This window comes from Pseudomonas sp. KH_027, from assembly GCF_057838565.1.
Genome location: NZ_CM174470.1, coordinates 245,010 through 270,274, shown reverse-complemented (window position 1 = coordinate 270,274; position 25,265 = coordinate 245,010). Strand labels below are relative to the sequence as shown.

Genomic DNA, 25,265 nt, shown 5'->3' with positions numbered 1-25,265 from the left:
GAGTCTACCAGCTTCGTCCACGCACCGCCCGGAAAGCACCATGTCCTCTGACCTGTGGAGTTTTACCATTCATGTCTACGCCCGCCCCGGCGTCGAACGAGCCTGCCTGCAATTGCAGCAGGCGGGCGCGAATGTCTGCCTGCTGCTCTGCGCGGTCTGGCTCGGCCAACGCGAAGTGCGTTGCAACGCTGAACGCCTGCAACAGCTGACGGCGCTGGCCCAACCCTGGCAAAGCACGGTGATTATGCCCCTGCGGCAACTGCGCCAAAGCTGGCGCCCGGCAGCCACCGCCGATAGCGCGCTGGCCCGATTACGCGAACAGGTGAAGGCGCTGGAATTGGACGCCGAACAACAGTTGCTGTTGAGGCTCGAGGCCGTGGCGCTGAATTGGCCGACAGCAGAAGCCAAAGACCTGTCGGCCTGGCTGGATGGGCTTGCGGCGCAAGCTGGGGAGCAAGACCGCGACGCGCTGCAGGTGCTACGCGTCGCGATCAATCAGGCTTAGGACGCGCTGCCCGGCACGCTGGCAGCATTGCTGGCTGGCGTGGTCGCCGTGGTCGGCGCGGCTGGAGCAGCTGACGTAGCAGGCGCACTGGCTGCCGGCGTGACTACGGCGGGCTTGGCCGCTGCAGGTTTGGCCACAGCCGGCTTAGCTACAGCCGGTTTAACCGCAGGCTTGGCCGGGGCCTTTGCCGCAGCTGGCTTAACTGCTGGTTTTGCCGCGGGTTTTGCCACAGTTTTTACGGCCGGCTTGCTGGCCGTCTTGACCGGCGCCTTTGCCGCTGCCGGCTTAGCCGCGGCGGGTTTGGCGGCGCTGGCGACCACGGGCTTTTTCGCCGCAGGCTTGGCCACAGCTTTTGTCGGTGCTTTAGCAGCTGGCTTGGCAGCCGGCTTAACCGCCGCCTTGCTTGCAGCTTTCACCGGAACCTTGGCGGCAGCCGGTTTGGCGGCAGGCTTGGCGCTACTGGCGGCGACTGGCGTTTTCGCCACTGCCTTGACAGCTGGCTTGGCCGCAGGTTTTGCCGCAGTTTTAGCCACGGGCTTGGCTGCAGGCTTGCTTGCGACCTTGGCCGGGGCTTTTGTCGCTGCCACTTTGGCCGGGGCTTTGCTCGCCACTGGCTTGCTCGCGGGCTTGGCACTGGCAACCGGTTTTGGCGCGACGGCACGGCTGCTGAGTACCTTGCCCACGGCCTCCTTGACCTTGCCGACACCCTGAGCCAGTTTCAGGCTTTCCTGGGCATCGCGCTTGAGCTGGACGATATAGCTGCGGGTCTCGGTCTGGCTGGTCTTGAGGCTGTCGAGCAACTGCTCCAGCTCGGCGACCGCATCCTTGGCTTTGGCTTGTGCCTTGGCTTTACCGGCAGCCGCGGCATTCTGCAATTTGCTGCGGGCGTCATGTAGTTTTTCTTGCGCTTTGCCGCGCTGTTTTTCCAGCTTGGCCAGCAGTTTTTCTGCATCGACCAACGCCTGGGAACACGCACTTTCGAGATGCTCGAGCAAGCTGTGGGAAAGCTGCTGCAGCAGATGCAAGGGAGTAGTAACTGACTTCTTATTGGCCGACATAATGTGCCTCCTAGCGTACATAGGTGCGGCCCATACTAGCCCCCTGATTCGTCCCTCGCCAGTTCCTGCACTCCGCAGCTGCGGATGGCTGGCATAATCACCGACCTGTCCGCCCGGAAAGCACCCATGCCGCGCTACCTAGTACTGCTGTTTTGCCTGTTCGCCCCACTCGCTCATGCCAGCGAAAATCAACAGGAACTGGCCTACAGTCTGGGCGTGCGCTTGGGTGAACGGCTGCGTGCAGAGGTGCCGGATTTACAGCTCCAGGCACTGCTCGACGGATTGCGCCAGGCCTATCGCGGCGAGCCACTGCAACTGGAAGCCAGACGCATCGAGCAGTTGCTCGCCGAGCACGAAGCGCAACTGGTCGACCCAGCGGCCAGCGCCGAATCGGCGATCGCCGCACAGAAACGTTTTCTCGCCAACGAAAAAGCCAAGGCCGGCGTACTCGAATTGCCTGGCGGCGTGCTGCGCACCGAACTGCAGCGCGGAGCCGACAACCAGCCGAGGGCAACCACTGGCAAAGTACAGGTGCGCTATGTCGCCCGCCTGGCCGACGGCACGGTGTTCGATGAGAGTGCAGACCCGCTGTGGTTCCGCCTGGACAGCGTGATCAGCGGCTGGCGCACGGCCTTGCAGGAGATGCCGATCGGCGCGAAGTGGCGCCTGGTGATTCCATCGGCCCAGGCCTACGGCGCAGAAGGCGCTGGCGATCTGATCCCGCCCTACGCGCCGCTGGTATTCGACGTGGAATTGCTCGGAACCGCCGACTGAGCAGCGGCTCCGTCAATGGCACTCAGACGGCTGGAGCAGTCTGCTGTTGATGCGCGTTGTGCAGGACTTCGATCAGGCAATCTTCCAGTTCGAAACGCTCGTGCAACAGCTGCCCGAGACGTTTTAGCTCGGTCCCCAAGGACACGCTGTCGCGGCAATCGCCGTTATCGCAACGGTCGTTGAACGACAGCGCCACTTCGGTGATGGCTTCGATTCGCGGGTAAATCTGCTTGGCCAACTCGAGCCCACGCTCATCGCCGAAGGCCTTCGCTTCGCTGGTGAGTTGCTCGTAGACCTCGAAGTGGCCAGCCGACACATAGTCGACCAACACTTCACAGAACCGCTGCAGAGCTTGCGCATTGGCGGCAGGCGGCTGCGGGCTGTCGTTGAGTACATCGAAGCTGCGCACCAGCTCATGGCGCTCTTGCAGCCAACGGTCGATTAGCAGGTGAACCCCACCCCAGCGTTCTTGGGCGTTCTGACAGCTCTCGAGCATGATGACCTCACTTCCCTTATCGATAATGCTGTTATACGTCTGCTCCGAGACGGTTTTTTGTCAATCGGTGCTTGGTCGTGGGAAGGCCGCGCCGAAACGGCAATTTTCCGGCGGCACATGCAGGCCAGATTATGCTCGCCAGACATCGCCTTCAAGGCACCCTCGGAGAAAATTTCATACGAGCGTTTGATCGCAACCCCGCACGCGGCTTGGCTTGCAGAATCTCCTGCGAGCCTCCCCAAACCCAACCATCCGGTACAGCAGAGCGTCGGTTCGAGGATAACCCGCGCACACGCCCTAAGCACGCCGCAATAACTGGAACAGCGCGAACACCAACATGCCGACGAAGGCCAGCAAGCTCCACTCTGGAATGCTCATGCCAAACAAGGTCCAGCTGACCTCGGCGCAATCGGCGGTGCCATGCAGCACCAGGCGCACGATGTCTTGAAACGGCAGGGCTTCCATCATGTAATCCAGGCTTGGCAGACACGCCGGCAGCTCTTCGGCCGGGATGCTCTGCAACCATATCTGGCGCCCGGCGGTCGCCGCACCTGCCAGCGCGCTGAGCAGCGCCAAGATCGAATAAGTCCGCACCCCGGTCCGGCCAGGCGCATGCAATGCCGCGACCAGGCAGATCACTCCGAAAGCAATCACGCAGACCCGCTGCACGATGCACAGCGGGCAAGGCTCCAGCCCCAGCGCATGCTCCAGGTACAGCGCCCCGCCCATCAGGGCGACGCAAGCAAGAAAGGCGAGAAGAAACAACGAACGCGGACTGGCCAGCGACATGACGACTCCATAGGAGGCTGGGAAAGGCGGTTACGGTAGTGGAAAGCGCCCAGCGCTTACAAGCAAAGCCGCGCGACTGGGGCGGGCAGCCATCCGGCGAACACCACCATGCGTCAGTTGCTGATATCACCCGGCCTCACCCACAGAGCGCGGCGGCTCTGGCGTTGCCTGTGCCCGGCACACGCACCAGCACTGCGGCAATGCAGCGCAGGCACCCGGCAACGCCCCATCGGTACAATCAGACCCGCAGCGGCTCCGGCAATGGCAAGCGCGGAACACGCTGATCGAGCAGACCGAGACCTTCCTGAAACAGCTGGTTGCTGCGCTCCAGCTCACCCTGCTGGGCCAGCAACCGCGCCAGCTCGGCACAGGCTTGTGGGGCGCGGGCGAAGCTCAGGCTGCTCTCGAAGTATTCCTTGGCCTTGCCCCACAACTGGTTCTGCAGGCACAGGCGACCGAGGCACAGCAGCAGGCTGGCATCACTGGGCTGCTGCGACAGCCAAGCTTCGGCCGTTTGCAGCTGACGCGCCGGGTCACGCCCCCGCACCAGACCATAGAGGCTCACCAAGTGGCTGTCGTAGCTGCGCTGCAACGCCGTGCGCAACACCTCTTCAGCCTCTTCCTGGGCACCCAGGGCTCGCAGTTGCTCGGCATACACGGCGACCAGTTGCGGCTCAGCGCGCTGCGCCTTGGACAGCTGCTGCCAAGCCTGCGTCAGTGGCTGCAGGGCGGTCTCGCCGCCGCTCAAGCCTTCCTGTCCGGCGGTCAGCAGCCGGGCGCTCCAGGCTTGGCGCTCGAGCGCGGCCAATTCGGCATCCCCCAGTGCCTTGTCCTTGCGCAACTCCGGCAGCAGGGCGATCAGTGCCGACCAGTCGCCGCGCTGCCGGTGAAGCTGCTGCAGCTGGCGCAGTACCTGGCGATGATGCGGATGACGCTCACGCATGACCTGCAAGGTTTCCAGCGCCGCATCGGCCTGCCCGCGGGCCAACTGCAGCTCGGCGTGCGCCAGGGCAATAGCCAGTTCAGCCTGCGGCTGGCGCTCCAACGCCCGCTCCAACAACCCGTCACTGTCCTCGTACTGGCCCAATTCATTGGCTGCGCGGGCCGCGCCGAGGTAGTAGACCAGCGGCTGCCGCTCACCTTCCGCGGCCCGTTGCAAGTGCCGCAGCGCCCGCGCCCAGCGCCCCTCGGCGAGATCCAGCAGGCCCTGTTCCACCGCCAGTTGTACGCGACGATTGCGGTTACGACGCGACCAGGGATTGACCACGCCACCGGAGACGAAGACCAGGCTGAGCAGCGCGCGCACGGCATAGACCAGCAGCCAGAGCAGCGCCACCACCGCCACAGCGGCCCAGAGGCTCGACTCGTAGCGAAAGCCCTTGTAGGCGATCAGCACATAGCCGGCGTGTTCGGCGATGACCAGGCCCAGCAGTGCGGCGGCGGCGATCAGGACGAGGACGATCAGCAACAAGCGCTTCATGGGCTGACTTCCTCCACCGCACCGGCCCCCGGCTGCTGCGCGGCTTTAGCCGGCGCCTGGCGCTGCTGCACATAGGCTTGCACCGCCGCCAGCGCCGGCGCCAGGTCCGGCATCTCGGCGGCCACCGGCTGGCGGCTCAACTCGTCGATGCGCGCCAGCAGGGCCTGGCTGTCCGGGTTGTCCTGATTGAAATGGCTCTCCAGCACGCTGCGCGCCTGCTTGAGCGCCTGCTGATAGACCTCGGGCTGGGCGTTCAATGCGGCCCACTGCGCCTGCTCCAGCGCCAGTGTCAGCGCCAGGCGGACCTGGGTCAGGCCCTGGCCGGCCAGCAACGGGCGGATAGTGCGGTCGGCGTTGAAGTCGATGCGGATGTAGCGCGAAAGCTTTTCCCACCATTGCGCCCAAAGGCTGCTGCCATCGCCTTCGGCCGCCAACCCCAACTGCTCGCCCGCGCTGGAAAACTCCGGCACCAACGCGCTCAGTTGCGCGGCCTGGGCACGCAATGCGCCGAGCTGCAAGAACAAGCCGGTGCGGTCCAGCTCCGTCAGGCTGCGCAAGGCGGCCAGGCTTTGTGCCAGCTGCTCGCGGGCCGCGAAGGTGGCGGGATCGTCCTGGTCGCGAAGGATGTCATCGGCGCCCTGCACCAGCACGGTGGCGCTGTTGCTGTCCTGCAGCGCCGACAGCCGCAGGCTGGCCAGCCGCAGCAGGTGCTCGGCTTCGGCCAGGCGCCAGTTCTGACGGCTGGCGCCGAGCACGCTTTCGAGGCGCTCGCTCAATTTTTGTTGATCGCCCTGCAACTGGGCCAACAGCCGCCGACGGGCTTCCAATTCATCGGCCAATGGTAGCTCGGCCAGACGCGCCGCCAGACCCTGCTCGCGCTGGCTCAACACTTGGGTCTGGCTGCGGGCCTCTTCCAGCTGCGCGAGTTGCTGCTGGTCATGGGCCTGCAAGCTGCGCACCTGCCACAGCCCCCAACCGCCAGTGGCCACGCCCGCGGCACCGAGGAGCAGGGCCAGCGCGGCCAGGCCATTACCGCGCCGCGCCGGTGCGGCGGCCGTTGCAGTGGGCGCATCGAGTGCGGGCTGGATCTCGTCTTTCGGGGAGGTTGCTTCGCTCACGTATCCGTCCTGTGAATTAGACAGCGGGATGATCCCGCAAGGCTGCCAGCAACGCCGCGGCGCTTGCGCCACGACAGTCCACAACCGTTCGAGCGCCGGCGGCATGCGCCAATTCGGCAACCCGCGGGCTCGGTACAAACAAGGGTAGCCGGGCCAACTCGGGCCAGGCATCGGCAGCCAATTGGCGCAGGTGTGCAAACCCTTCCCCACTGCTGACCACCAGACCATTCAAGCGTTCCGCAGCGACCCGCTCCGGCAGGGCCGCCGCCGGGTAGCCCGGCAGGCGACGCCGATAGAGTTGCAGATAATCGACTGTCACACCTTGGCCGCGCAAGCGCTCGGCAAGGGCTTCTCGGCCACCCTCGCCGCGCAGGATCAAGACCCGCGGCGTATGCGCGGCCAGGGCGGCGTGCAACTGCGGCAACGCGAGCAGGGCCTCGCTGTCGTCGCCACTCGCCGGGCAGGTCACGGACAAGCCGTAGGCATCGAGAATCTGCGCCGTAGCGGCACCGACGCTGAACCAGGGCTGGTCCGCCAGGGGCTGCGGCCAGTAGCGGTCAAGCAGCTCCAGCCCCAGACGTGCGGCGGGCTTGCTGACCACGATCACCGCGCAGTAGCGATCCAGGTCGAGGATGGTCGCCCGCTGTTGTGGCGTTTCCGCCAGCGGCTCGATTTCCAGTAACGGCAGGCTGCTGCTGAAAATTCCTTGCTCGGCCAGACTGGCCGCCAGAGCCTCGCACTCATCCGCCGGGCGAGTGAGCAGCAGGCGCCAAGCCGTCACTCGGGCTCAGCCTCGCCGTAAACCGCTTGCAGAATGGCTGCCGCGCCCTGTGCCAGGAGGTCTTCGGCGACCCGCACACCCAGCTCTTGCGGCTCGGCGAGCGAGCCGTGGGCTTCGGCACGCAGCAACAGGCCACCGTCCGGCTGACCAACCAGACCACGCAGCCATAGTTGGTCGCCCTGCAGCTCGGCGTAGCAGGCGATCGGCACCTGACAGCCGCCATTGAGGCGTTTGTTCAGCGCGCGCTCGGCGCTCACTCGCAGGGCGGTGTCGCGGTGGTGCAAGGGCGCCAGCAGGGCATGGATCTCGCTGTCGGCGCTACGGCATTCGATGCCGACCGCACCCTGGCCGCCCGCCGGGAGGCTGTCGAGCACGCTGATGCTGGAGCGGATACGCGCGGCAAAACCCAGACGAATCAGGCCTGCCGCGGCGAGGATGATGGCCTCGTACTCGCCGGCATCGAGCTTGGCCAGCCGGGTGTTGACGTTGCCGCGCAGAAAGCGGATCTGCAGGTCCGGGCGCAACGCCAGCAACTGCGTCTGACGGCGCAAGCTGGAGGTGCCGACCACGCTGCCGATCGGCAGGGCCGCCAGGCTCTCATAGCGGTTGGAGACGAATGCATCGCGCGGGTCTTCGCGCTCGCAGATGCAATACAGGCCCAGACCCTCGGGGAAATCCATCGGCACGTCTTTCATCGAGTGCACGGCGATGTCCGCTTCATGTTCCAGCAGCGCGGTTTCCAGCTCTTTGACGAACAGGCCTTTGCCGCCGATTTTCGACAACGGCGAGTCGAGCAGCTTGTCGCCACGGCTGACCATCGGCACCAGGCTGACGCTCAGCCCCGGATGAAATTCTTCCAGACGCGCTTTGACGTACTCGGCCTGCCAGAGGGCCAGAGCACTTTTGCGGGTGGCAATGCGGATTTCGCGCAACGGCATAGTGACTCTCGAACATGGGGAAACCCACATATCTTAAGTCAGCCCGGCGGGCGACGCACCCGCCGAAGGCTATTTCCCGCGCTGGAAGCAGCGCAGAACAGCACCGATCAGAGGTTGTTCATCATCTTGCGCACGCCGGCCACATGCCGACGGCTGACAATCAGCGCATCGCCGTTGAGGCCTTTGAGAAACAGCTGGAAATGCCCGAGCGGCGTGCGCTGCAGGCGTTCGATGCGCTCGCGGGCGACCAGGGCATTGCGGTGGATGCGCACGAAGCGATCGCCGAATTCGTCTTCCAGGGCCTTGAGCGGCTCATCCAGCAGGACTTCGCCGCCTTCATGGCGCAGGGTCACGTACTTGTGGTCGGCGATGAAGAAGATCACCTGCGCCAAGGGAATCAGCTCGATGCCTTTGCGGGTCCGCGCGCTGATGTGGCTGCGCGGGCCGCTGCCGCTTTCCGCCGCTGGCCGGGTCAAGGCCACGAGCTGCACGCGATTGGGCCGCTCGGCCTTCTTCAGGGCTTCGGCCAGACTCTCCGGCCGCACCGGTTTGACCAGGTAGCCGACGGCACTGACCTGAAACGCCTCGATCGCGAACTCGTCATGGGCGGTGCAGAAAATCACCGCCGGCGGCGCCTCGCGCTCGCAGAGCTTGGCCGCCACCTGCAAGCCATCCAGCCCCGGCATGCGGATATCCAGCAACACCACATCGGGCTTCAGGCTGTCGATCAGCGTCAACGCCTCTTCGCCATTGCTGGCGCTGGGTTCAAGGACACGATAACCATCGAGCTCACTGACCATTCGGCTCAGGCGCTCTCGGGCAAGGGGTTCATCATCGACGATCAGGACATTCATATTGCTCTGGCTTCCTGCGTGAGTCTCGCACAAGGATAGCGTAGACAGGTGAAGTGGCGCCCGTCACGGCGATCCACGCTGAGACTCGCCCGCGAGCCAAAAAGTGCCGCGAGACGCGCATCTATATTCACCAGTGCCTGATGAGTACCACGCGAGGGTTTCTGCTCGATACCCTCGTCATAGGGGCTGCTGACGCGCAGCTGGAACACCCCTGCGTTGTAGTCGGCCTCGATCCGCACCAGACCACCTTCGATGCGCGGCTGAATGCCATAAATCAAAGCGTTCTCCAACAACGGCTGCAAGGTCAGTTGCGGAATCGGCAAATCGTCCGGCACGCCCGCCACCAGCCACTCCAACTGTAGACGCTCGCCCAGGCGATAATGCTCGATCGACAGATAACGCTTGCTCAGCTCCAATTCCTCACTCCAAGACACCAGGCTGCCGGGCTTGGCCAGGCTGGCGCGAAACAGATCGGACAAATCCAGCACCGCCTGCTCGGCCTTGTAAGGGTCGATCACCACCAAGCTGGCAATGCTGTTCAAGCTGTTGAACAGGAAATGTGGGCGGATCCGCGCTTGCAATGACTCGATGCGCGCCTTGAGCTCCGCCTGTTGCTGCCGACGCCATTGGCTCTGCAGATAGAAATAGCGTAGCAGCAGCGCCGACATGATCAGGCTGATCAATGCATGACGCAGGTACAGGTTGACCTCGCCACTGCGCGGCAGAGGCCCGCCCAGCTCGTAATAATCGGCGACCGCCGTGCAGCTCAGCGCCAGCCCGACCACGATCAGGCAGCACAGGATGCCCGCGGCGGCGGCCGGCAACCGCGCCAGCAGCGGCCGCAGACGACAGAGCAAGGCGGCCGAGAGCAGCACGTTCCATTGCACGAACAGAGAGGTCAGGGCCAGGCGCACCCAGTTGAAACCCGGCTGCATCGGCTCGGCCAGCACCAGCACCAGCACCAGCAACTCGGCGAGCAGCACCAGCACCAGCAACGCTTCGGGCAGGCACAGCTCGGGCAGGAAGAATTCGCCATTGGCAGCCGTGTCGTTTTTACTTTTGAACCAGTCGATATGCATCGGCACAGTTTCCGTGGGAGCCGGCATGGCGGCAAGCGAGCGCGTGCTGCACGAGCTAAATAAAGCACTGAAATACCCGAAAGCACTAAAAACTGTGACCCGCGCAACACTGCCGGGCCAGCCAGCCGCCACGCAAGACGACAAAGCGCCACGGCGAATTTGCCCTTTACCCTGTTATTATCGGCACACTTTGTCCGCCATGCAGGCTGCCTCTCGCGGCCCGCCCGTTTTTGCGCATCAGCCGAGCGAATCCCATGAGCACCGAGAAGACCAACCAATCCTGGGGCGGCCGCTTCAGCGAACCCGTCGACGCCTTCGTCGCCCGCTTCACCGCGTCCGTCAACTTCGACCAGCGCCTCTACCGCCACGACATCATGGGCTCTATCGCCCACGCCACGATGCTGGCCAAGGTCGGCGTGCTGACCGACGCCGAGCGCGACAGCATCATCGTCGGCCTGCAAGGCATCCAGAGTGAAATCGAAGCCGGCAGTTTCGACTGGCGTGTCGACCTGGAAGACGTGCACATGAACATCGAGGCGCGCCTGACCGACCGTATCGGCGTCACCGGCAAGAAACTGCACACCGGCCGCAGCCGCAACGACCAGGTCGCCACCGACATCCGCCTGTGGCTGCGCGACGAGATCGACCTGATCCTCGGCGAGATCACCCGCCTGCAGCAGGGGCTGCTGGAACAGGCCGAGCGCGAAGCGGCCACCATCATGCCCGGCTTCACCCACCTGCAAACCGCCCAGCCCGTGACCTTCGGCCACCATCTGCTGGCCTGGTTCGAGATGCTCTCGCGTGACTACGAGCGCCTGGTCGATTGCCGCAAACGCACCAACCGCATGCCGCTCGGCTCCGCCGCCCTGGCCGGCACCACCTACCCGATCCAGCGCGAGATCACCGCTGAACTGCTCGGTTTCGAAGCCGTTGGCGGCAACTCCCTGGATGGCGTTTCCGATCGCGACTTCGCCATCGAGTTCTGCGCCGCCGCCAGCCTGGCGATGATGCACCTGTCGCGCTTCTCCGAAGAACTGGTGCTCTGGACCAGCGCGCAGTTCCAGTTCATCGACCTGCCGGATCGTTTCTGCACCGGCAGCTCGATCATGCCGCAAAAGAAAAACCCCGACGTGCCGGAGTTGGTGCGCGGCAAGTCCGGGCGCGTGTTCGGCGCGCTGATGGGCCTGCTGACCCTGATGAAGGGCCAGCCTCTGGCCTACAACAAGGACAACCAGGAAGACAAGGAACCGCTGTTCGACGCCGCCGACACCCTGCGCGACAGCCTGCGCGCCTTCGCCGACATGATCCCGGCGATCAAGCCGAAAACCGCGATCATGCGTGAAGCGGCGCTGCGCGGCTTCTCCACCGCCACCGACCTCGCCGACTACCTGGTGCGCAAGGGCCTGCCCTTCCGCGACTGCCATGAAATCGTCGGCCATGCGGTGAAGTACGGCGTGGAGTCCGGCAAGGACCTGGCCGAGATGAGCCTGGAAGAACTGCGCACATTCAGCGACCAGATCGACCAGGACGTGTTCGCCGTGCTGACCCTGGAGGGCTCGGTGAATGCCCGCGACCATATCGGCGGTACCGCGCCGACCCAGGTACGCGCGGCGGTGGTCCGTGGCCAGGCGCTGCTCGCCAGCCGCTGATCGAGAGCAGCCTGCAGCGCCCGATCCGGCGCTGCATGAGCTACCAATACACCCCGCCTATTTACGCCCCCGCGCCATCGCCAGGAAACTAGCCATTTCCGCATTCTTGTCGGCTTCCACCCGCTGCACATGCGGGTTCTGGTTGAGCAGCGCGAACAGCGCTTGGGCGGCTGGAAAGGCGGCCAGCAGATCGAGTTCAAACATCTTCTTCGCCACCGTGCAGGCCAGGTCGACGCTGTAGAGGAAGTAGATATCCGCCAGGCTGAACTGCGCGCCGGCCACATAGGGGCCGAACTTGCCGTGGCGCTTGAGGGTAGCGATCCCCGCCAGCAAGTCGCCTTTGGCTTTGGCCTTGATCGCCTCATCGACCCGCCCGCCGAAGAACACTTCGAGGTAGCAGGCGCGCGCCGGCAGCTCGATATACAACTCGATCTCGCGCATCAGCGAGCGCACATAGGCCCGCGCATAAGGATCAGCCGGCAACAGGGCCTGGCCGGCCTGGGTATCTTCCAGGTAATCGAGGATCACGCAGGTTTCGTTGATAAAGCCCTGTTCGGTCTCCAGCACCGGCACCTTGCCGCGCGGACTGATGGCGAGGAACTCGGCGCTCTGGCTACCATGGATGTCGACCACCTCGAAGGGCACGCCCTTCTCCAGCAGCGCCAGTTTGACCATGTTGAAATAGTTGCTGACCGCAAAACCGTAGAGCTTGAGCATGGAATCCTCCGATCCGTATGGGCTGGGCCTGGGTTGTTATAAACCGCCACCACGGCTACGCCCAGCAGCATCAGGGCCGTGAATGCTCGCGCCGCAGCATCCGGCCTGCAGCCGTGGCACACTGCCGGTTCATTTCCCAGGAGGCCGCCCATGAGCGAGCACGATGAGAGCGAAGAAGCCTTCGCCGAAGCCACGTTGACCCAGGCCATCGAAAACCAGATCGAGACCGATAACCCGCCCGCGGCCAAAGCCACCTTCAACAAACTGACCCTGGTCGGCTACCCGCGCGAAGAAATTCTGCAATTGATGGCCCTGGTGCTGGCCCACGAGATCGACGCCATGCTGGATGAGGATCGCCCCTTCGACAGCGCCTGGTACGAGCAGGCCCTGCGTGCATTGCCGGAACTGCCGCAAGAGTCCTGAACCTGGCGCTTGCTCGTATCCGGGCCTGCAGCTTAGCCTCTGGCATCCAGCATGCTTCCGTGACCCGCCGCCCGAGCCCGGGTGGCCGCCGAGCCTTGACCCCGACGATGCGTCGCGCCGGTTCCGCCCGCTTGCCAAGCCTCTGTGCGACTGTCGTCTATGTCGCACTGGCCGGCCTGCCCGCGCGGGGCGAGACCTTCCAGATCGGCGCCGAAGACGATTGGTATCCCTTCACCGCCTACCGCGACGGCAAGGTTCAGGGCATGTCGGTGGATAGCGTCAAGGCGGCGTTCGCCGCCAGCGATACCTCGATCGAGCTGCAACCCTACCCTTATGTGCGCTGCATGCAGCTGACGCTCAAGGGCCAGCTCGCGGCCTGCTTCAATACCTCGCCGAATGCCGAGATCGCCGCCAGTTACCGGCTGCCGCAGACGCCGCTGTTCAGCGATGACATCCTGCTGTGGGCGCGTGCCGGCCAGGCACAGCCACTCTACGACCTGAATCAGCTGGCGGGCAAAACGGTCGCGGTAACCAACGGCTACGAGTATGGCGCCGCCTTCGATAACCAGCGGCCGGTGTCGCGCGTCATGGTGCGCAAGGACCTCAATGGCTTCCTCATGCTGCAACGCGCCCGGGTCGATTACATGCTGGCCTTTCGCGGCACCGCCCAGCAACTGTTCCAGGAACACCCGCCATTGCGCGGGCAGTTCACGCCCGTGATGACGGTGCACCAGCCACAGTTGCACCTGAGCTTTTCCCGCCATCATCCGCAGGTAGAGCAACTGCTGGAGCGCTTCGACCGCGGTATGCGGCTTATCCAGAACGATGGCCACTATCGGAAAATTGTTGAAACCTGGCAACAGGCGCAAAAACCAACACTCTGAGCGACTCCTCGCTCTACACTGGCAAAACCCCCTGCCCAATGTTGAAGGGGCTACTCCAGCCGGACATCGCGAATGACCGGCGTACCACTACAAGAATCTGGAGCAAACATGTCCTTTACCCCTGAGCTGATTGCCGAACTGGAAATTCTTGCGCTGTTCAACCTGGCCAACACCCTGGAGGGTCTCAAGGTTCATCACATCGCCTCACCCAAAGCGATTGCCGCCGCGCAACGGCTGCACGCAAAGGGCCTGATCACCCAAGTCGATGGCGGCTACCTGACCAGCCTCGGCCTGGAGGCCGCCCAGCATACGCAAGGACTGCTGACCATTCTGGCAATCGCAGAGCCCGCCTAAACCTTGCCCGCCTCCCGCGTCGCGTCATCAGGTTGCCGCCGACGCGGGCGCTTCCGGGAATCTGTCGGGCCTGGAGCCGTTCCGTGCGCATTTGCGGCCTCCCGACTCTGCCACCAGCCTGCGCGGGCTGATAACCTTGGGTCACCACCCGGCATGAGTTGGCTATGACGCGCACCCAGGAAATCCGCCCAGAGATCGACGAGGGTATCGACCGCAAGGTGCTGACCCAGTTGCGCGCGCGCTTTCTCAAGGTCAACGGTGGGCGCCTGGATCGGGCCATGCAGGGGTTGTCGACGCGCCAGCAACTGGTGCTCAAGCTCTTGCCGCTGCTGTTTCATGTCAATCATCCACTGCTGCCGGGCTATGTCTCCAGCAACACGCCGGCCGGCCTGTCCGGTTTCGAGCCGGACGACGAGTTACTCGCCGAAGCCCAGCGCCTGACCCGCTCCTTCGTCTACAAAGCGCGCCGTGGCCAGCCGCCGCTGCCGATCCACGGCCTGTTCCTGATGGGCAGCCTGGGCACGCTGGCGCAGGCCGAGCAAAGCGACATGGATGTCTGGGTCTGCCACGCGCCGAACCTGTCCACCCAGGAACTGCAGGAGCTGCGCAAGAAGTGCGAGCTGCTCGAAGCCTGGGCCGCGACCCAGGGCGCCGAGGCGCACTTTTTCCTGATCGACCCGGCACGCTTCACCGTCGGCGATCGTGAAGCGCAGCTGACGTCCGACGACTGCGGCACCACCCAGCACTACCTGCTGCTCGACGAGTTCTACCGCACGGCGATCTGGTTGGCCGGGCGCACGCCGCTCTGGTGGCTGGTGCCGGTGTATGAGGAGCAGCGCTACGCCGAGTACATCCACCTACTGCTGTCCAAGCGCTTCATCCGCGCCGAAGAGGTGCTCGACCTCGGCCACCTGGCGCGCATCCCGCCCGGCGAGTTCATCGGCGCCGGCATGTGGCAGCTGTTCAAGGGTATCGAGTCGCCGTACAAATCCGTGCTCAAGCTGCTGCTCACCGAAGTCTACGCCAGCGAGCACCCGCAGGTGGAATGCCTGAGCCTGCGTTTCAAGCAGGCGGTGTACCGCAACCAGCTCGACCTCGATGAGCTCGACCCTTACATCGTGGTCTATCGGCGTCTGGAGGAATACCTGGTCAGGCGCGGTGAAAGCGAACGCCTGGAGCTGATCCGCCGCTGCCTGTACCTGAAGGTCAACAAGAAACTCAGCAACCCGCCGCGCAACCGCCGCAAGAGCTGGCAACGGCTGCTGCTCGAACGCCTGACCGCCGACTGGCACTGGAATACCCGGCAACTGGCGATGCTCGACAGCCGCAGCCAGTGGAAAGTCCGCCAGGTCAGCGCCGAGCGCCGGGTGCTGGTCAACGAGCTGACCTACAGTTACCGCTTTCTCTCGCAGTTCGCCCGCACCCAGCAGGTCGCCAGCTCGCTGAACAGCCGCGACCTCGGCATCCTCGGCCGGCGCCTGTACGCGGCCTTCGAGCGCAAAGCCGGCAAGGTCGAATTCATCAACCCCGGGATCGCCCCGGACCTGGCCGAAGACAACCTGACCCTGGTCCACAGCCCGAGCCCGGAGGCGCCCAACGAAAGCCAGTGGGCGCTGTTCAACGGCAACCTGAATGCCCAGGAGTGGCGGGACTTCGCGCCGCTCAAGCGGGCCCGCGAGCTGATCGAGTTGCTCGCCTGGTGCCACCGCAACGGTGTGATCGATAACAGCACCCGCCTCTCGCTGCATGCCGGCAGCAGCGATTTGAGCGAATTCGAACTGGCCAACCTGCTCGCCAGCCTGCAACAAGCGGTGCCACTGCCGCTGTCGGCAGTGAACGAGCAGGCCCTGCTGCAGGCCAGCACGCCGAGCGAAGTGTTGCTGCTGATCAACGTCGGCCTCGACCCGCTCAAGCAACACAGCCAGTTGAATGTGCACATGACCAGCGGGCGCACTGACTCGCTGGGCTATTCCGGGGTGCGCGAAAACCTGGTGCTGACCCTCGACCAGGTCAGCCTGAACAGCTGGAACGAGCTGCTGATCAGCCGCTATGACGGCCCGCACGGGCTGCTCGACTGCCTGCGTGACTTCCTCAACAGCCTGCCGGCCAGCGGTGAACGGCCGACCTTGCGGGTGCGCTGCTTCTGCCGCAACCGCGCCCAGGCCATCGCCGAGCGGGTGGAAGAACTGTTTCGCGACATCCTCTCGCACTTTGCCGGTGAACGCGGCCAGCGCTACCTGCTGCAGATCCAGCAGCAATATCACGTGCTGCAACTGAGCCCCGGCCAGGTCAGCCATGTCGCCCTCAACAGCCTTCCGGCGCTGCTCGAACAGCTTGGCGGGGAACTGACCGATTACAGCCCGCTGCACCTCGACCGGCATGCACTGGAAGGCGAAGACCTGGCGCTGATCCTGCCGCTCGGTCGGCCCGACTGCATCCAGGTGTTCTACCGCGTACACGAAGACCAGGCCGAACTGAGCGTGCTCGACGAACACAACGCCCTGTGGCGCCAGCGCCTGCCATTTCGCGACGAGCAGAGCCTGCTGACGCCCCTGCAGCGCTTCCTGCAATCGGTGCTGTACCGGCGCAACGCGCAACTGCCGCTGGATGACCCGGCACCGGCGATGGCGCTGGAAATCCTCTACTACCACGTGCTGCCCGCCGCGCCGCAACGGGCGCAATTCCTGGAGCGCCGCCCGGCGCCGCAATCGGCGGTCAGCCACCCGTTCTACGATGTGCAGGCGATAGTCGAGCCGGCGGACCCGCAACGCGTCCACGTCAGCCTGTACTGCAATCACCGCGAATTTTCCGAACTGGAATACGGCGCCGAGTTGTTCAGCGCGGTGGCCCGGCATATCCTCGCCCAGCGCAGCGCACACGAGCGCTACCCCTGCTACATCACCGACCTCGACCTTTCCCGCGTGCGCGGCGAAGGGCAGACGCAAACCATCCACTACCTGCGCTACAAGACCAAGCTGGAAGCGGCGCTGAACAGCGCCCTGCAACGGGCCTGAGGCTTACGCCGCGGCGCCAGGTGCGCTCAGCGGCTGTACTCACCGGCGGCTTCCGGCTGGTATTCGACCGCCAGCAGGGTCAGCTTGATCAGTTTGCCGGCCGGTGTCGGCCAATCGATATGCTGACCGACCGTGAGCCCCAGCAACGCGCTACCGACGGGCGCGAGGATCGACACCGTACCTTCGGCGCCAGCGTCCTGCGGGTAGACCAGGGTCAGGTGATACTCCTTGCCGTTGCCTTCGTCGCGGCAGAACACCCGCGAATTCATCGTCACCACCCCGGCCGGCACCTCGTCGTGACCGACCACTTGGGCGCGCGCCAACTCAGCTTCCAGGGCTTTGGCGCCAGGGCCGAAATCCTCCAGGCTTTCAAGCACGCGCTCCAGGCGTTGCAGGTCCAGACGGGTAATGGTGATCGACGGTGTACTCATGATGAAGGCGACGCTCCTGACAACGGACGCAGAAAAAGCAAAACCCCGATCGAAGGCGGGGTTTTGACGAACCTCAACGTGGCGAGGCGTAGGCCGACCGTACCACAGCCGAACAAATAAACAAGGCGGGTGGCCTAGTGCCCACTCAGCAGCGACGGGCGCACACGGGTCTGCGCGGCCCGGCAGATTTCTCGCCGACGGCTACTGTCGGCGGCCTTCCATTCGCGAATTTCGGCGAGCAGGCGACCGCAGCCGAGGCAGATATCCTGGTCGTCCAGGCAGCACTCGCGACGGCAAGGCGAAGCCACCACCTCTTCGGTCACTGGCTCGCTGACGGTCATCACGGTCATGGAGGAATCAGAGTTCTTCAAACTCGAGCGCCTCGCCCGCCTGTTCCTGGGCAATGCGCGCCAGCATTTCGCCCAGCAGCTCATCGCTGGTATCGCAGATCCAACGTTCGCTGGCCTGGTCGTAGTCGAAGTGGAAACCGCCCGAGCGCGCCGCCACCCATAACTGCCGGATCGGCGCCTGGCGGCTGAGGATCAGTTGGGTGCCGTTGGCAAAACGCACGGTGAGAATCCCCGCCGAGTTCTCCAGGTCGAGATCCAGGCCGCTGTCATCGAATATGTCTTCCACGGCCTGCTGTGTGGTATCGACCAGATCATGGAAGCGGGCTTCGGTCAAACTCATTACGCGGTACCTCGGGAAAAGGGTTGGCAGCCGTCGCGACCGGCAGGTTTGCTGCGGTGGCCACGGCATGTGGATCACAAATGACGACGGTATTCGGCGGGACTTTGCCCGGTCCAGCGGCGGAACGCGCGGGCCAGCGAGCCGGACTCACTGAAGCCGACGAAGAAGGCGATATCCGCCAGCTCCAACGTCGGGTCACGCAGGTAGTTCAGCACCAATTGTTGGCGCGTTTCATCGACGAGCTGGCTGAATGATAACCCGGCCTCGCGCAGACGGCGCTGCAAGGTGCGCGGGCTCAAGCCCAAAACCTGTGCCAAGCCCTCTAAGTCGGGCCCTTGCGCAGCCAACTGATGGGCCAGCTCGACGCGCGCGCGGTCGAGCACCTGCTGGCCCTGCTTGAGTTCGCCGAGCAAGCGCTCGGCGTAGCCATCGAACATCTGCCGCACCTGCGCATCGGCCTGCCCGAGCGGCGCCTGCAGCAGGCGCGCGGGGAACACCAAGGCATTGTCGGCCTGCTCGAAGAGCACCGGGCAGCGGAAAATACGCCGGTGCTCCGAGCTGTCCGCAGGCGCCGGATGCTGGAAGCGCACTTCGGTCGGTGGCAGGTCCAAGCCGCTGATCCAGTGGCCGAAGGTGGTCCAGCCGGCCAGGGTTTCCTCGCTGAGCTGGCGCTGCTGGTGCGCCACCAAGGGCTGCCAACTGAGGGCTACCTGCGGCTCAAGACCCGGACGCGGCGGCTCATCGGCCAGATCGACGCAACCCAGGTTGCCCACCAACGCGGCATAGCGCGCCTGACGGTGCAAGGCATCGCCCAGGGTCGCGCAGCTCATGAGCAGGTAACCGAGCACACCGTAGTAACCCGGCCGCACCGCTTCACCCAGGTGCAGACCAAGGTTCGGGTCGCCACTCAGCTCCACGCCCCGCCCCAGCAGCTCGAGGTAAAGCCTCGCCGCCACACGCTGATCGCGCTGGGCGAGAAGCTTCGGGGCCAGCTGCACCTGGGCCTGCAGGGTCTCGGGCGCGACACCGTGCTGCCCCAGGTAATCCAGCAGGCCTTGCAGGTAGGCGACCGAAACCGAGCTGACGAGCGCGGCGCGATTCTCCATCGATGCTCCTTTTTTGGTCGGTTATCTTAGCGGCCCGCGCGCTTGCTTCGCTATTCCAAACGTTGATACCGGAGCCGGGCAGGCGAAGCGCGAGCCTCCCGTCATGGCCACTCGCCCTCAAGCCTTGCAGCGAGTTCGGGCAACCAAACCAGCGGGGGCGAGCCGGCTGCCGCAAGCCCCGTCAGACGGGAGCCCTGGCGCATAGGCAAGCCGCCGGGGGGCCGGTATACTCCGGCGCAATCACTGCTTTTACAAGGAATCCGCCATGAAGCGGCTACTGACTGCCCTTATCGCGCTCGTCGCCATTTCTTCGTTGCTCGCCGGCTGTGGCCAGAAAGGCCCGCTGTACCTGCCAGACGAAGATAAACCTGCTGCTGAACACACCCACTAAGGAGGCGGTATGCACGCCTTCAATTACCGCGCAGGGCAGCTGTTCGCGGAGGGTGTGGCGCTGTCCGCCATCGCCGAGCGCTTTGGCACGCCAACCTATGTCTATTCGCGCGCCCACATCACCGCGCAGTACCGCGCCTATGCCGACGCGCTGGACGGCGTCGCGCACCTGGTCTGCTATGCGGTAAAAGCCAACTCCAACCTCGCTGTGCTGAATCTGCTGGCGCGCCTCGGCGCAGGGTTCGACATCGTCTCCCGTGGCGAGTTGGAGCGCGTACTGGCCGCCGGTGGCGAGCCGGGCAAGATCGTCTTTTCCGGCGTCGGCAAGACCCGCGACGACATGCGCCGCGCCCTGCAGGTCGGCGTGCACTGCTTCAACGTCGAGTCCACCGACGAGCTGGAACGCCTGCAACTGGTCGCCGCCGAGCTGGGCGTGCAGGCCCCGGTGTCGCTGCGGGTCAACCCGGATGTCGATGCCGGCACCCACCCGTACATTTCCACCGGCCTGAAAGAAAACAAATTCGGCATCGCCATCGCCGATGCCGAGGCCGTGTACGCCCGCGCCAACGAGCTGGCGAACTTGCAAGTGATCGGCGTCGATTGCCATATCGGCTCGCAACTGACCAGCCTGCCGCCATTCCTCGACGCCCTGGATCGCCTGCTGGCACTGATCGACCGTCTGGCTGAACGCGGCATCCGCATTCGCCACCTGGATCTCGGTGGCGGTGTCGGCGTGCGCTACAAGGATGAAACGCCGCCACTGGTCAGCGACTACATCCAGGCCGCGCGCGCGCGTACCGCCGGGCGCGATCTGGCCCTGGTGTTCGAACCGGGCCGCTACATCGTCGCCAATGCCGGGGTGCTGCTGACCCAGGTCGAGTACCTCAAGCACACCGAACACAAGGACTTCGCCATCGTCGATGCGGCCATGAACGACCTGATCCGCCCGGCGCTCTATCAAGCCTGGATGGACGTGGTCGCGGTACAGCCACGCGACGGCCAGACCCGCCCTTACGATATTGTCGGGCCGATCTGCGAGACCGGCGATTTCCTCGCCAAAGGGCGCGAGCTGGCGCTGGCCGAAGGCGATCTGCTGGCCGTGTGTTCGGCCGGCGCCTATGGTTTCGCCATGAGCTCCAACTACAACACCCGCGGCCGCTGCGCCGAGGTGCTGGTGGATGGCGAACAGGCTTTCGAAGTGCGGCGCCGCGAGACCGTGCAAGAACTCTATGCCGGCGAAAGCCTGCTGCCGGAGTGACGGTCATGTTGCTGCGTTTCACCAAAATGCACGGCCTCGGCAACGACTTCATGGTCCTCGACCTGATCAGCCAGCACGCGCACATCCAGCCCAAGCATGCCAAGCAATGGGGCGACCGCCATACCGGGATCGGCTTCGACCAGTTGCTGCTGGTCGAGCCGCCGAGCAACCCGGATGTGGATTTCCGCTACCGCATCTTCAACTCCGACGGCTCGGAAGTGGAGCAGTGCGGTAACGGCGCACGTTGCTTCGCCCGCTTCGTGCTGGACAAGCGCCTGACGATGAAGCGGCAAATCCGCGTCGAAACCTCGGCCGGGATCATCGAGCTGGATGTGCGCCCGGACGGGCAGATCAGCGTCAACATGGGCGCCCCGCGCCTGGCACCGGCGCAGATCCCGTTCCAGGCCGACGAGCAAGCCTTGAGCTACCCGGTCGAAGTCGACGGCCAACGCGTCGAACTGGCCGCCGTGTCCATGGGCAACCCGCATGCGGTGTTGCGCGTGGACAATGTGGCCAGCGCGCCGGTTCACAGCCTGGGGCCGAAGCTCGAACACCATCCGCGCTTCCCGCAGCGGGTCAACGTCGGCTTCCTCGAAGTGCTCGACCGCCAGCATGCGAAATTACGCGTATGGGAACGTGGCGCCGGCGAGACGCAAGCCTGTGGCACCGGCGCCTGCGCCGCGGCGGTCGCGGCCATCAGCCAGGGCTGGATGGACTCGCCGCTGCAAATCGAGCTACCCGGCGGCCGCCTCTCCCTGGAATGGGCAGGGCCAGGGCAGCCGGTTATGATGACCGGACCCGCCGTCCGGGTTTACGAAGGACAGGTTCGTCTATGACCGACAAGCGCCAGGACCCGCCGCAACCCCTCGACGCCGAGGCGGTTGCCGCTTTTCTCCGTGCCCATCCGGAGTTCTTCGTCGACCACGACGAACTGCTTCCCGAGCTGCGCATCCCGCATCAACGCGGTGAGGCGATCTCGCTGGTCGAGCGTCAGGTCAAACTGCTGCGCGAGCGCAACATCGAGATGCGCCACCGCCTGTCACAGCTGATGGATGTGGCGCGCGACAACGACCGGCTGTTCGACAAGACTCGCCGCCTGGTGCTCGACCTGCTCGACGCGGTGAGCCTGGAAGAAGTGGTCAGCGCGGTGGAAGACAGCCTGCGCCATGAATTCCAGGTGCCTTTCGTCAGCCTGATCCTGTTCAATGAAACGCCGCTGGCGGTCGGTCGCTGGGTCAGCAGCGCCGAAGCCCACCAGGCCATCGGCGGGCTGCTGGCCGGCGGCAAGACCATCTGCGGCGTGCTACGCAGCCATGAGCTGGCCTTCCTGTTCGGCGAAGAAGAACGCGAGAACGTCGGCTCCGCCGCCGTGGTCGCCCTGACCTATCAAGGCCTGCATGGCGTGCTGGCGATCGGCAGCCCAGATCCGCAGCACTACAAAAGCTCCCTCGGCACGCTGTTCCTCGGCTACATTGCCGAAGTCCTCGCCCGCGTCCTGCCGCGCTTCGCCACGCCACTGCGCTCGGTGCGCTGAAACAAGGCCGCACGTCATGCACAGAGTGGCCCACCCTCCGGCCACTTTCAGGCAGGGTGAACATGCCGCATAACGCGCGAAGCCGGTAGTGGTTTTCACCCGGCACGATCACAGGAGCCTTGATGCAAACTGCCCTGGATGCCTACCTGGAACACCTGCGCAGCGAGCGGCAGATGGCGCCGAACACCCTTGCGGCCTACCGCCGTGACCTGCTCAAGCTGGTCGAGCTCTGCATCAAGCAGGGCATCGACGAGTGGGCCGGGCTCGATGTGCGCAGCCTGCGCAGCTTCATCTCGCGCCTGCACCAACAGGGCCTCTCGGCCCGCAGCCTGGCGCGGCTGCTCTCGGCCACCCGCGGCCTCTACCAGTTCCTCAACGGCCAGGGCGCTTGCCAGCACGATCCCGCCAGCGGCGTGACCCCACCCAAGCGCGAACGCCGCCTGCCACGCACGCTGGATGCCGACCGGGCCCTGCAATTGCTCGATGGCGCGGTGGAGGACGACTTCATCGCCCGCCGCGACCAGGCCATCCTCGAACTGTTTTATTCCTCGGGCCTGCGCCTGTCCGAGCTGACCGGCCTGGATCTGCCGCAGCTCGACCTGGCCGACGGCCTGGTGCAGGTACTCGGCAAAGGCGGCAAGAGCCGCGTGCTGCCGGTCGGGCGCATGGCCCGCGAGGCGTTGGAGCACTGGCTGCCGCTGCGGGCCCTGGCCAAACCGGCGGATGACGCCGTGTTCATCAGCCAGCAGGGCCGGCGCCTGGGCCCGCGAGCGATCCAGCTACGGGTCCGGCAAGCCGGGGTTCGCGAGCTCGGTCAGCACTTGCATCCGCACATGCTGCGGCACTCGTTCGCCAGCCACATGCTCGAGTCGTCGCAGGATCTGCGTGCCGTGCAGGAGCTGCTCGGACATGCCGATATCGCCACCACGCAAATCTACACCCACCTGGACTTCCAGCACCTGGCCACGGTCTATGACAGCGCCCACCCACGGGCCAAACGGAAAAGCAGCGATCCATGAGCATTCGACTGATCACCTTCGACCTCGACGACACATTCTGGGATGTCGCCCCGATCATGCACAGTGCCGAGAGCGAGCTGCGCACCTGGCTGGCGTTGGAAGCGCCACGCCTGGGACCGGTTCCGGTCGAACACCTGTGGGCGGTGCGCAAGCGCCTGCTAGACGCCGAACCGGCCCTGGCCCACCGCCTGAGCGAGCTGCGCCGGCGCATTCTGTTCCATGCGCTGGAAGATGCGGGTTATGCCCACGGCGAAGCGCTGGAGCTGGCCGAGGCCGGCTTTCAGGTGTTCCTCAGCGCCCGACACAAGATCGAGCTATTCCCCGAGGTCCATCCAACCCTGGAAACCCTCGCCAGCCGCTATATCCTCGGCGTGCTCACCAACGGCAATGCCGATGTCCGTCGCCTGGGCCTCGCCGACTACTTCCAGTTCGCCCTCTGCGCCGAGGAGCTGGGCGTTGGCAAACCCGACCCGCACCCGTTTCGCGAAGCGTTGAAACGCGCCGATGTGGCAGCCGAGCACGCCGTGCATATCGGCGATCATCCGCTCGACGACATCCAGGGCGCACACCTGGCCGGCATGCGCTCGATCTGGTTCAACCCCAAGGGCAAGCCCTGGACCGACGCCATCAATCCGGATGCCGAAATCCGCAACCTGGCTGAGTTGCCCGCGCTATTGCAGGGCTGGAGGTAGGTCCGGCAGGCGGTATCGGCGCGCAGCGACAGACCAGCCACCCGCAAAATAGGGGCCCAGGGAAGAACAGCGTTATTTCGGGCACCAGCGCGCCCCTCAACACCGTCATTCCCGCGCCGGCGGGAATCCGGAGTCGCCCAGGAAACGGGGCCGGCTACCCTTTCTGGACCCCCGTATTCGCGAGGAAGATGGGCGAGCATGCGTTATCCCAGGCAAAAAAAGCCCGCCGGATGGCGGGCTTTTTTCTGGCAAGCGGGCCCTCAAATAGGCCGGCTGCCGTACTTGCTGTCTGGCTTCTTGGGCGGGTCGGCCACCACGTTCGGCTCGACTTCCTGCACCTTGCCCCCACGCGAGAGAAACTCCTGCATGGCGCGCTCCAGAGCGTCGCGCTCCTTCTGCTTGGCTTCGATACTGGGCAGCTCTTCGATGTCGATTGCCGCCTTGGCTTTCTTGCTCGACTTTACCGACGGCTCGCCGTCGCCATCACCGTCATCGGCATCACCGTCATCCGCGGCAGCCAGCTCCTCGCCTTCGTCCTCGGCGCCACCTTCCAGCTCGTCTTGTTCCAGATCTTCGTCGCTCATGTTTAACCTCATGACTTGCGAAAAGCAGGTTAGTTATAGCCCAGCCACGCCCGCTTTCGAACGTTGCCGGAAAAAATTCAAAGAGCCTCGCCCTGCAAAGTAGCGAGCACTCGACGCGAACCCGCATGATCGCGGTGTTCGCCAAGGTAAATCCCTTGCCAGTGGCCCAGTGCCAAACGCCCATCCGCCACCGGCAGACTCAGCTGACAGCCGAGCAGGCTGGCCTTGAAGTGCGCGGGCAGATCATCCGGACCTTCATCCTCGTGCTCGTAGCCGCTAGCGCCTTGCGGCACCAGGCGATTGAAGAACCGTTCGAAGTCGCGGCGCACCGCCGGGTCGACATTTTCGTTAATGGTCAACGAGGCCGAGGTGTGCTGCAACCAGAGATGCAGCAGACCTATCCGACACGTGCGCAGTTCCGGCAATGCCGCCTGCATTTCATCGGTCACCAGATGAAAGCCGCGCGGCCGCGCACGCAAGCTGATCACAGTTTGCTGCCACATACGGATCTCCGCAGTTTCGGCGCGCATTCTAGCGCGCTGCGAGAAAAAGCAAAGGGTGCTTATCAGAGGTGTTGCTCATATTAGCGGAGCCCAGCCAGGGCTCGGCGCGAAAGTGACCCGCGGGCTTACCGCGAAAAGCAAAATG

29 protein-coding genes are annotated in these 25,265 nt (G+C 64.7%); 13 read left to right on the top strand and 16 right to left on the bottom strand.

Going from position 1 to position 25,265, the window contains the following annotated elements; translation table 11 throughout:
• Nucleotides 1-40: 40 nt before the first annotated feature.
• Nucleotides 41-505 carry a TIGR02444 family protein gene (locus AC3IYG_RS01325; RefSeq protein ID WP_489311923.1) on the top strand — a complete coding sequence of 155 codons (465 nt, stop codon included), beginning with the start codon at nt 41-43 and terminating at the stop codon, nt 503-505.
• On the opposite strand, the gene AC3IYG_RS01320 is transcribed toward AC3IYG_RS01325, so the two are convergent.
• Nucleotides 502-1,563 carry an AlgP family protein gene (locus tag AC3IYG_RS01320; RefSeq protein WP_489311922.1) on the bottom strand — a complete coding sequence of 354 codons (1,062 nt, stop codon included), beginning with the start codon at nt 1,561-1,563 and terminating at the stop codon, nt 502-504. The genes AC3IYG_RS01325 and AC3IYG_RS01320 overlap by 4 nt on opposite strands.
• A gap of 126 nt (nt 1,564-1,689) precedes the next feature.
• Between AC3IYG_RS01320 and AC3IYG_RS01315 the strand changes: the two genes are divergently transcribed.
• Complete coding sequence (locus AC3IYG_RS01315; protein ID WP_489311921.1) at nt 1,690-2,337, top strand: FKBP-type peptidyl-prolyl cis-trans isomerase; 648 nt, start codon at nt 1,690-1,692, stop codon at nt 2,335-2,337.
• Nucleotides 2,338-2,359: 22 nt separating this feature from the next.
• On the opposite strand, the gene rsd is transcribed toward AC3IYG_RS01315, so the two are convergent.
• The 8 genes from rsd to AC3IYG_RS01275 form a co-directional block, all read right to left on the bottom strand.
• Nucleotides 2,360-2,833 (bottom strand): sigma D regulator, encoded by a 474-nt coding sequence (gene rsd, locus AC3IYG_RS01310; protein ID WP_489311920.1) that lies wholly within the window; start codon nt 2,831-2,833, stop codon nt 2,360-2,362.
• A gap of 297 nt (nt 2,834-3,130) precedes the next feature.
• Nucleotides 3,131-3,622, bottom strand: coding sequence for a disulfide bond formation protein B (locus AC3IYG_RS01305; RefSeq protein ID WP_489311919.1), 492 nt, complete (start codon nt 3,620-3,622; stop codon nt 3,131-3,133).
• A gap of 238 nt (nt 3,623-3,860) precedes the next feature.
• The gene (locus AC3IYG_RS01300) at nt 3,861-5,102 is read right to left on the bottom strand and encodes a heme biosynthesis HemY N-terminal domain-containing protein (protein WP_489311918.1); all 1,242 of its coding nucleotides are present in this window, start codon (nt 5,100-5,102) and stop codon (nt 3,861-3,863) included.
• Nucleotides 5,099-6,220, bottom strand: a complete 1,122-nt coding sequence (locus AC3IYG_RS01295) for a uroporphyrinogen-III C-methyltransferase (RefSeq protein WP_489311917.1) — start codon at nt 6,218-6,220, stop codon at nt 5,099-5,101. The genes AC3IYG_RS01300 and AC3IYG_RS01295 overlap by 4 nt, the downstream gene beginning before the upstream one ends.
• Before the next feature lie 16 nt (nt 6,221-6,236).
• The gene (locus AC3IYG_RS01290; RefSeq protein ID WP_489311916.1) at nt 6,237-7,001 is read right to left on the bottom strand and encodes a uroporphyrinogen-III synthase; all 765 of its coding nucleotides are present in this window, start codon (nt 6,999-7,001) and stop codon (nt 6,237-6,239) included.
• The gene (gene hemC, locus AC3IYG_RS01285; protein ID WP_489311915.1) at nt 6,998-7,939 is read right to left on the bottom strand and encodes a hydroxymethylbilane synthase; all 942 of its coding nucleotides are present in this window, start codon (nt 7,937-7,939) and stop codon (nt 6,998-7,000) included. Before hemC ends, AC3IYG_RS01290 begins: the two co-directional genes overlap by 4 nt.
• 107 nt (nt 7,940-8,046) lie before the next feature.
• Nucleotides 8,047-8,793 (bottom strand): LytR/AlgR family response regulator transcription factor, encoded by a 747-nt coding sequence (locus tag AC3IYG_RS01280; protein WP_489311914.1) that lies wholly within the window; start codon nt 8,791-8,793, stop codon nt 8,047-8,049.
• The gene (locus AC3IYG_RS01275) at nt 8,790-9,872 is read right to left on the bottom strand and encodes a sensor histidine kinase (protein ID WP_489311913.1); all 1,083 of its coding nucleotides are present in this window, start codon (nt 9,870-9,872) and stop codon (nt 8,790-8,792) included. Before AC3IYG_RS01275 ends, AC3IYG_RS01280 begins: the two co-directional genes overlap by 4 nt.
• A 254-nt stretch (nt 9,873-10,126) precedes the next feature.
• On the opposite strand from AC3IYG_RS01275, the gene argH reads away from it, so the two are divergent.
• A complete protein-coding gene (argH, locus tag AC3IYG_RS01270; RefSeq protein WP_489311912.1) occupies nt 10,127-11,521 on the top strand; it encodes an argininosuccinate lyase in 1,395 nt (464 codons plus the stop codon).
• Between the two features lie 57 nt (nt 11,522-11,578).
• Here argH and AC3IYG_RS01265 read toward each other — a convergent pair whose 3' ends face one another.
• Entirely contained in the window at nt 11,579-12,238 is a 660-nt protein-coding gene (locus AC3IYG_RS01265) for a glutathione S-transferase family protein (protein ID WP_489311911.1), read from the bottom strand.
• Nucleotides 12,239-12,388: 150 nt separating this feature from the next.
• Here AC3IYG_RS01265 and AC3IYG_RS01260 point away from each other — a divergent pair, with 150 nt between their 5' ends.
• The 4 genes from AC3IYG_RS01260 to AC3IYG_RS01245 all read left to right on the top strand — a co-directional run bounded on the left by AC3IYG_RS01260 (nt 12,389) and on the right by AC3IYG_RS01245 (nt 16,913).
• Nucleotides 12,389-12,661, top strand: a complete 273-nt coding sequence (locus AC3IYG_RS01260) for a hypothetical protein (protein WP_489311910.1) — start codon at nt 12,389-12,391, stop codon at nt 12,659-12,661.
• A gap of 59 nt (nt 12,662-12,720) precedes the next feature.
• On the top strand, nt 12,721-13,545 hold the full coding sequence (locus tag AC3IYG_RS01255; protein ID WP_489311909.1) for a substrate-binding periplasmic protein: 825 nt from the start codon (nt 12,721-12,723) through the stop codon (nt 13,543-13,545).
• 108 nt (nt 13,546-13,653) lie between these two features.
• Entirely contained in the window at nt 13,654-13,899 is a 246-nt protein-coding gene (locus AC3IYG_RS01250) for a TIGR02647 family protein (RefSeq protein WP_489311908.1), read from the top strand.
• Between the two features lie 164 nt (nt 13,900-14,063).
• Nucleotides 14,064-16,913: a class I adenylate cyclase gene (locus AC3IYG_RS01245; RefSeq protein WP_489311907.1), complete on the top strand. Its 2,850-nt coding sequence runs from the start codon at nt 14,064-14,066 to the stop codon at nt 16,911-16,913.
• 26 nt (nt 16,914-16,939) lie between these two features.
• Here AC3IYG_RS01245 and rnk read toward each other — a convergent pair whose 3' ends face one another.
• From rnk to AC3IYG_RS01225, 4 genes are all read right to left on the bottom strand, one after another.
• Nucleotides 16,940-17,344, bottom strand: a complete 405-nt coding sequence (gene rnk / locus AC3IYG_RS01240; protein WP_489311906.1) for a nucleoside diphosphate kinase regulator — start codon at nt 17,342-17,344, stop codon at nt 16,940-16,942.
• A gap of 134 nt (nt 17,345-17,478) precedes the next feature.
• On the bottom strand, nt 17,479-17,685 hold the full coding sequence (locus tag AC3IYG_RS01235) for a DUF1289 domain-containing protein (protein ID WP_489313996.1): 207 nt from the start codon (nt 17,683-17,685) through the stop codon (nt 17,479-17,481).
• A 16-nt stretch (nt 17,686-17,701) separates the two neighbouring features.
• Nucleotides 17,702-18,034, bottom strand: coding sequence for an iron donor protein CyaY (cyaY, locus tag AC3IYG_RS01230; RefSeq protein ID WP_489311905.1), 333 nt, complete (start codon nt 18,032-18,034; stop codon nt 17,702-17,704).
• A 74-nt stretch (nt 18,035-18,108) separates the two neighbouring features.
• Nucleotides 18,109-19,140: an AraC family transcriptional regulator gene (locus AC3IYG_RS01225; protein ID WP_489311904.1), complete on the bottom strand. Its 1,032-nt coding sequence runs from the start codon at nt 19,138-19,140 to the stop codon at nt 18,109-18,111.
• A 265-nt stretch (nt 19,141-19,405) separates the two neighbouring features.
• Between AC3IYG_RS01225 and lptM the strand changes: the two genes are divergently transcribed.
• The 6 genes from lptM to AC3IYG_RS01195 all read left to right on the top strand — a co-directional run bounded on the left by lptM (nt 19,406) and on the right by AC3IYG_RS01195 (nt 24,033).
• A complete protein-coding gene (gene lptM / locus AC3IYG_RS01220) occupies nt 19,406-19,531 on the top strand; it encodes an LPS translocon maturation chaperone LptM (RefSeq protein ID WP_489311903.1) in 126 nt (41 codons plus the stop codon).
• Nucleotides 19,532-19,540: 9 nt separating this feature from the next.
• Nucleotides 19,541-20,788: a diaminopimelate decarboxylase gene (gene lysA, locus AC3IYG_RS01215; RefSeq protein WP_489311902.1), complete on the top strand. Its 1,248-nt coding sequence runs from the start codon at nt 19,541-19,543 to the stop codon at nt 20,786-20,788.
• 5 nt (nt 20,789-20,793) lie between these two features.
• Entirely contained in the window at nt 20,794-21,624 is an 831-nt protein-coding gene (gene dapF, locus AC3IYG_RS01210) for a diaminopimelate epimerase (RefSeq protein WP_489311901.1), read from the top strand.
• Entirely contained in the window at nt 21,621-22,322 is a 702-nt protein-coding gene (locus tag AC3IYG_RS01205) for a DUF484 family protein (RefSeq protein WP_489311900.1), read from the top strand. Before dapF ends, AC3IYG_RS01205 begins: the two co-directional genes overlap by 4 nt.
• 122 nt (nt 22,323-22,444) lie before the next feature.
• Nucleotides 22,445-23,341 carry a tyrosine recombinase XerC gene (gene xerC / locus AC3IYG_RS01200; RefSeq protein WP_489311899.1) on the top strand — a complete coding sequence of 299 codons (897 nt, stop codon included), beginning with the start codon at nt 22,445-22,447 and terminating at the stop codon, nt 23,339-23,341.
• Nucleotides 23,338-24,033 carry an HAD family hydrolase gene (locus AC3IYG_RS01195; RefSeq protein WP_489311898.1) on the top strand — a complete coding sequence of 232 codons (696 nt, stop codon included), beginning with the start codon at nt 23,338-23,340 and terminating at the stop codon, nt 24,031-24,033. The genes xerC and AC3IYG_RS01195 overlap by 4 nt, the downstream gene beginning before the upstream one ends.
• 260 nt (nt 24,034-24,293) lie before the next feature.
• Here AC3IYG_RS01195 and sutA read toward each other — a convergent pair whose 3' ends face one another.
• Together sutA and AC3IYG_RS01185 are read right to left on the bottom strand one after the other, a co-directional pair.
• Nucleotides 24,294-24,617, bottom strand: a complete 324-nt coding sequence (sutA, locus tag AC3IYG_RS01190; protein WP_489311897.1) for a transcriptional regulator SutA — start codon at nt 24,615-24,617, stop codon at nt 24,294-24,296.
• A gap of 77 nt (nt 24,618-24,694) precedes the next feature.
• A complete protein-coding gene (locus tag AC3IYG_RS01185) occupies nt 24,695-25,120 on the bottom strand; it encodes a secondary thiamine-phosphate synthase enzyme YjbQ (RefSeq protein ID WP_489311896.1) in 426 nt (141 codons plus the stop codon).
• Nucleotides 25,121-25,265 lie beyond the last annotated feature (145 nt).

What these genes read in the sequence shown, in the direction of transcription:
- AC3IYG_RS01325 (WP_489311923.1), top strand. Translation starts at nt 41, where the DNA reads ATGTCCTCTGACCTGTGGAGTTTTACCATTCATGTCTACGCCCGCCCC.
- AC3IYG_RS01320 (WP_489311922.1), bottom strand. Translation starts at nt 1,563, where the DNA reads ATGTCGGCCAATAAGAAGTCAGTTACTACTCCCTTGCATCTGCTGCAG.
- AC3IYG_RS01315 (WP_489311921.1), top strand. Translation starts at nt 1,690, where the DNA reads ATGCCGCGCTACCTAGTACTGCTGTTTTGCCTGTTCGCCCCACTCGCT.
- rsd (WP_489311920.1), bottom strand. Translation starts at nt 2,833, where the DNA reads ATGCTCGAGAGCTGTCAGAACGCCCAAGAACGCTGGGGTGGGGTTCAC.
- AC3IYG_RS01305 (WP_489311919.1), bottom strand. Translation starts at nt 3,622, where the DNA reads ATGTCGCTGGCCAGTCCGCGTTCGTTGTTTCTTCTCGCCTTTCTTGCT.
- AC3IYG_RS01300 (WP_489311918.1), bottom strand. Translation starts at nt 5,102, where the DNA reads ATGAAGCGCTTGTTGCTGATCGTCCTCGTCCTGATCGCCGCCGCCGCA.
- hemC (WP_489311915.1), bottom strand. Translation starts at nt 7,939, where the DNA reads ATGCCGTTGCGCGAAATCCGCATTGCCACCCGCAAAAGTGCTCTGGCC.
- AC3IYG_RS01280 (WP_489311914.1), bottom strand. Translation starts at nt 8,793, where the DNA reads ATGAATGTCCTGATCGTCGATGATGAACCCCTTGCCCGAGAGCGCCTG.
- AC3IYG_RS01275 (WP_489311913.1), bottom strand. Translation starts at nt 9,872, where the DNA reads ATGCATATCGACTGGTTCAAAAGTAAAAACGACACGGCTGCCAATGGC.
- argH (WP_489311912.1), top strand. Translation starts at nt 10,127, where the DNA reads ATGAGCACCGAGAAGACCAACCAATCCTGGGGCGGCCGCTTCAGCGAA.
- AC3IYG_RS01265 (WP_489311911.1), bottom strand. Translation starts at nt 12,238, where the DNA reads ATGCTCAAGCTCTACGGTTTTGCGGTCAGCAACTATTTCAACATGGTC.
- AC3IYG_RS01260 (WP_489311910.1), top strand. Translation starts at nt 12,389, where the DNA reads ATGAGCGAGCACGATGAGAGCGAAGAAGCCTTCGCCGAAGCCACGTTG.
- AC3IYG_RS01250 (WP_489311908.1), top strand. Translation starts at nt 13,654, where the DNA reads ATGTCCTTTACCCCTGAGCTGATTGCCGAACTGGAAATTCTTGCGCTG.
- AC3IYG_RS01245 (WP_489311907.1), top strand. Translation starts at nt 14,064, where the DNA reads ATGACGCGCACCCAGGAAATCCGCCCAGAGATCGACGAGGGTATCGAC.
- rnk (WP_489311906.1), bottom strand. Translation starts at nt 17,344, where the DNA reads ATGAGTACACCGTCGATCACCATTACCCGTCTGGACCTGCAACGCCTG.
- AC3IYG_RS01235 (WP_489313996.1), bottom strand. Translation starts at nt 17,685, where the DNA reads ATGACCGTCAGCGAGCCAGTGACCGAAGAGGTGGTGGCTTCGCCTTGC.
- cyaY (WP_489311905.1), bottom strand. Translation starts at nt 18,034, where the DNA reads ATGAGTTTGACCGAAGCCCGCTTCCATGATCTGGTCGATACCACACAG.
- AC3IYG_RS01225 (WP_489311904.1), bottom strand. Translation starts at nt 19,140, where the DNA reads ATGGAGAATCGCGCCGCGCTCGTCAGCTCGGTTTCGGTCGCCTACCTG.
- lptM (WP_489311903.1), top strand. Translation starts at nt 19,406, where the DNA reads ATGAAGCGGCTACTGACTGCCCTTATCGCGCTCGTCGCCATTTCTTCG.
- lysA (WP_489311902.1), top strand. Translation starts at nt 19,541, where the DNA reads ATGCACGCCTTCAATTACCGCGCAGGGCAGCTGTTCGCGGAGGGTGTG.
- dapF (WP_489311901.1), top strand. Translation starts at nt 20,794, where the DNA reads ATGTTGCTGCGTTTCACCAAAATGCACGGCCTCGGCAACGACTTCATG.
- AC3IYG_RS01205 (WP_489311900.1), top strand. Translation starts at nt 21,621, where the DNA reads ATGACCGACAAGCGCCAGGACCCGCCGCAACCCCTCGACGCCGAGGCG.
- xerC (WP_489311899.1), top strand. Translation starts at nt 22,445, where the DNA reads ATGCAAACTGCCCTGGATGCCTACCTGGAACACCTGCGCAGCGAGCGG.
- AC3IYG_RS01195 (WP_489311898.1), top strand. Translation starts at nt 23,338, where the DNA reads ATGAGCATTCGACTGATCACCTTCGACCTCGACGACACATTCTGGGAT.
- sutA (WP_489311897.1), bottom strand. Translation starts at nt 24,617, where the DNA reads ATGAGCGACGAAGATCTGGAACAAGACGAGCTGGAAGGTGGCGCCGAG.
- AC3IYG_RS01185 (WP_489311896.1), bottom strand. Translation starts at nt 25,120, where the DNA reads ATGTGGCAGCAAACTGTGATCAGCTTGCGTGCGCGGCCGCGCGGCTTT.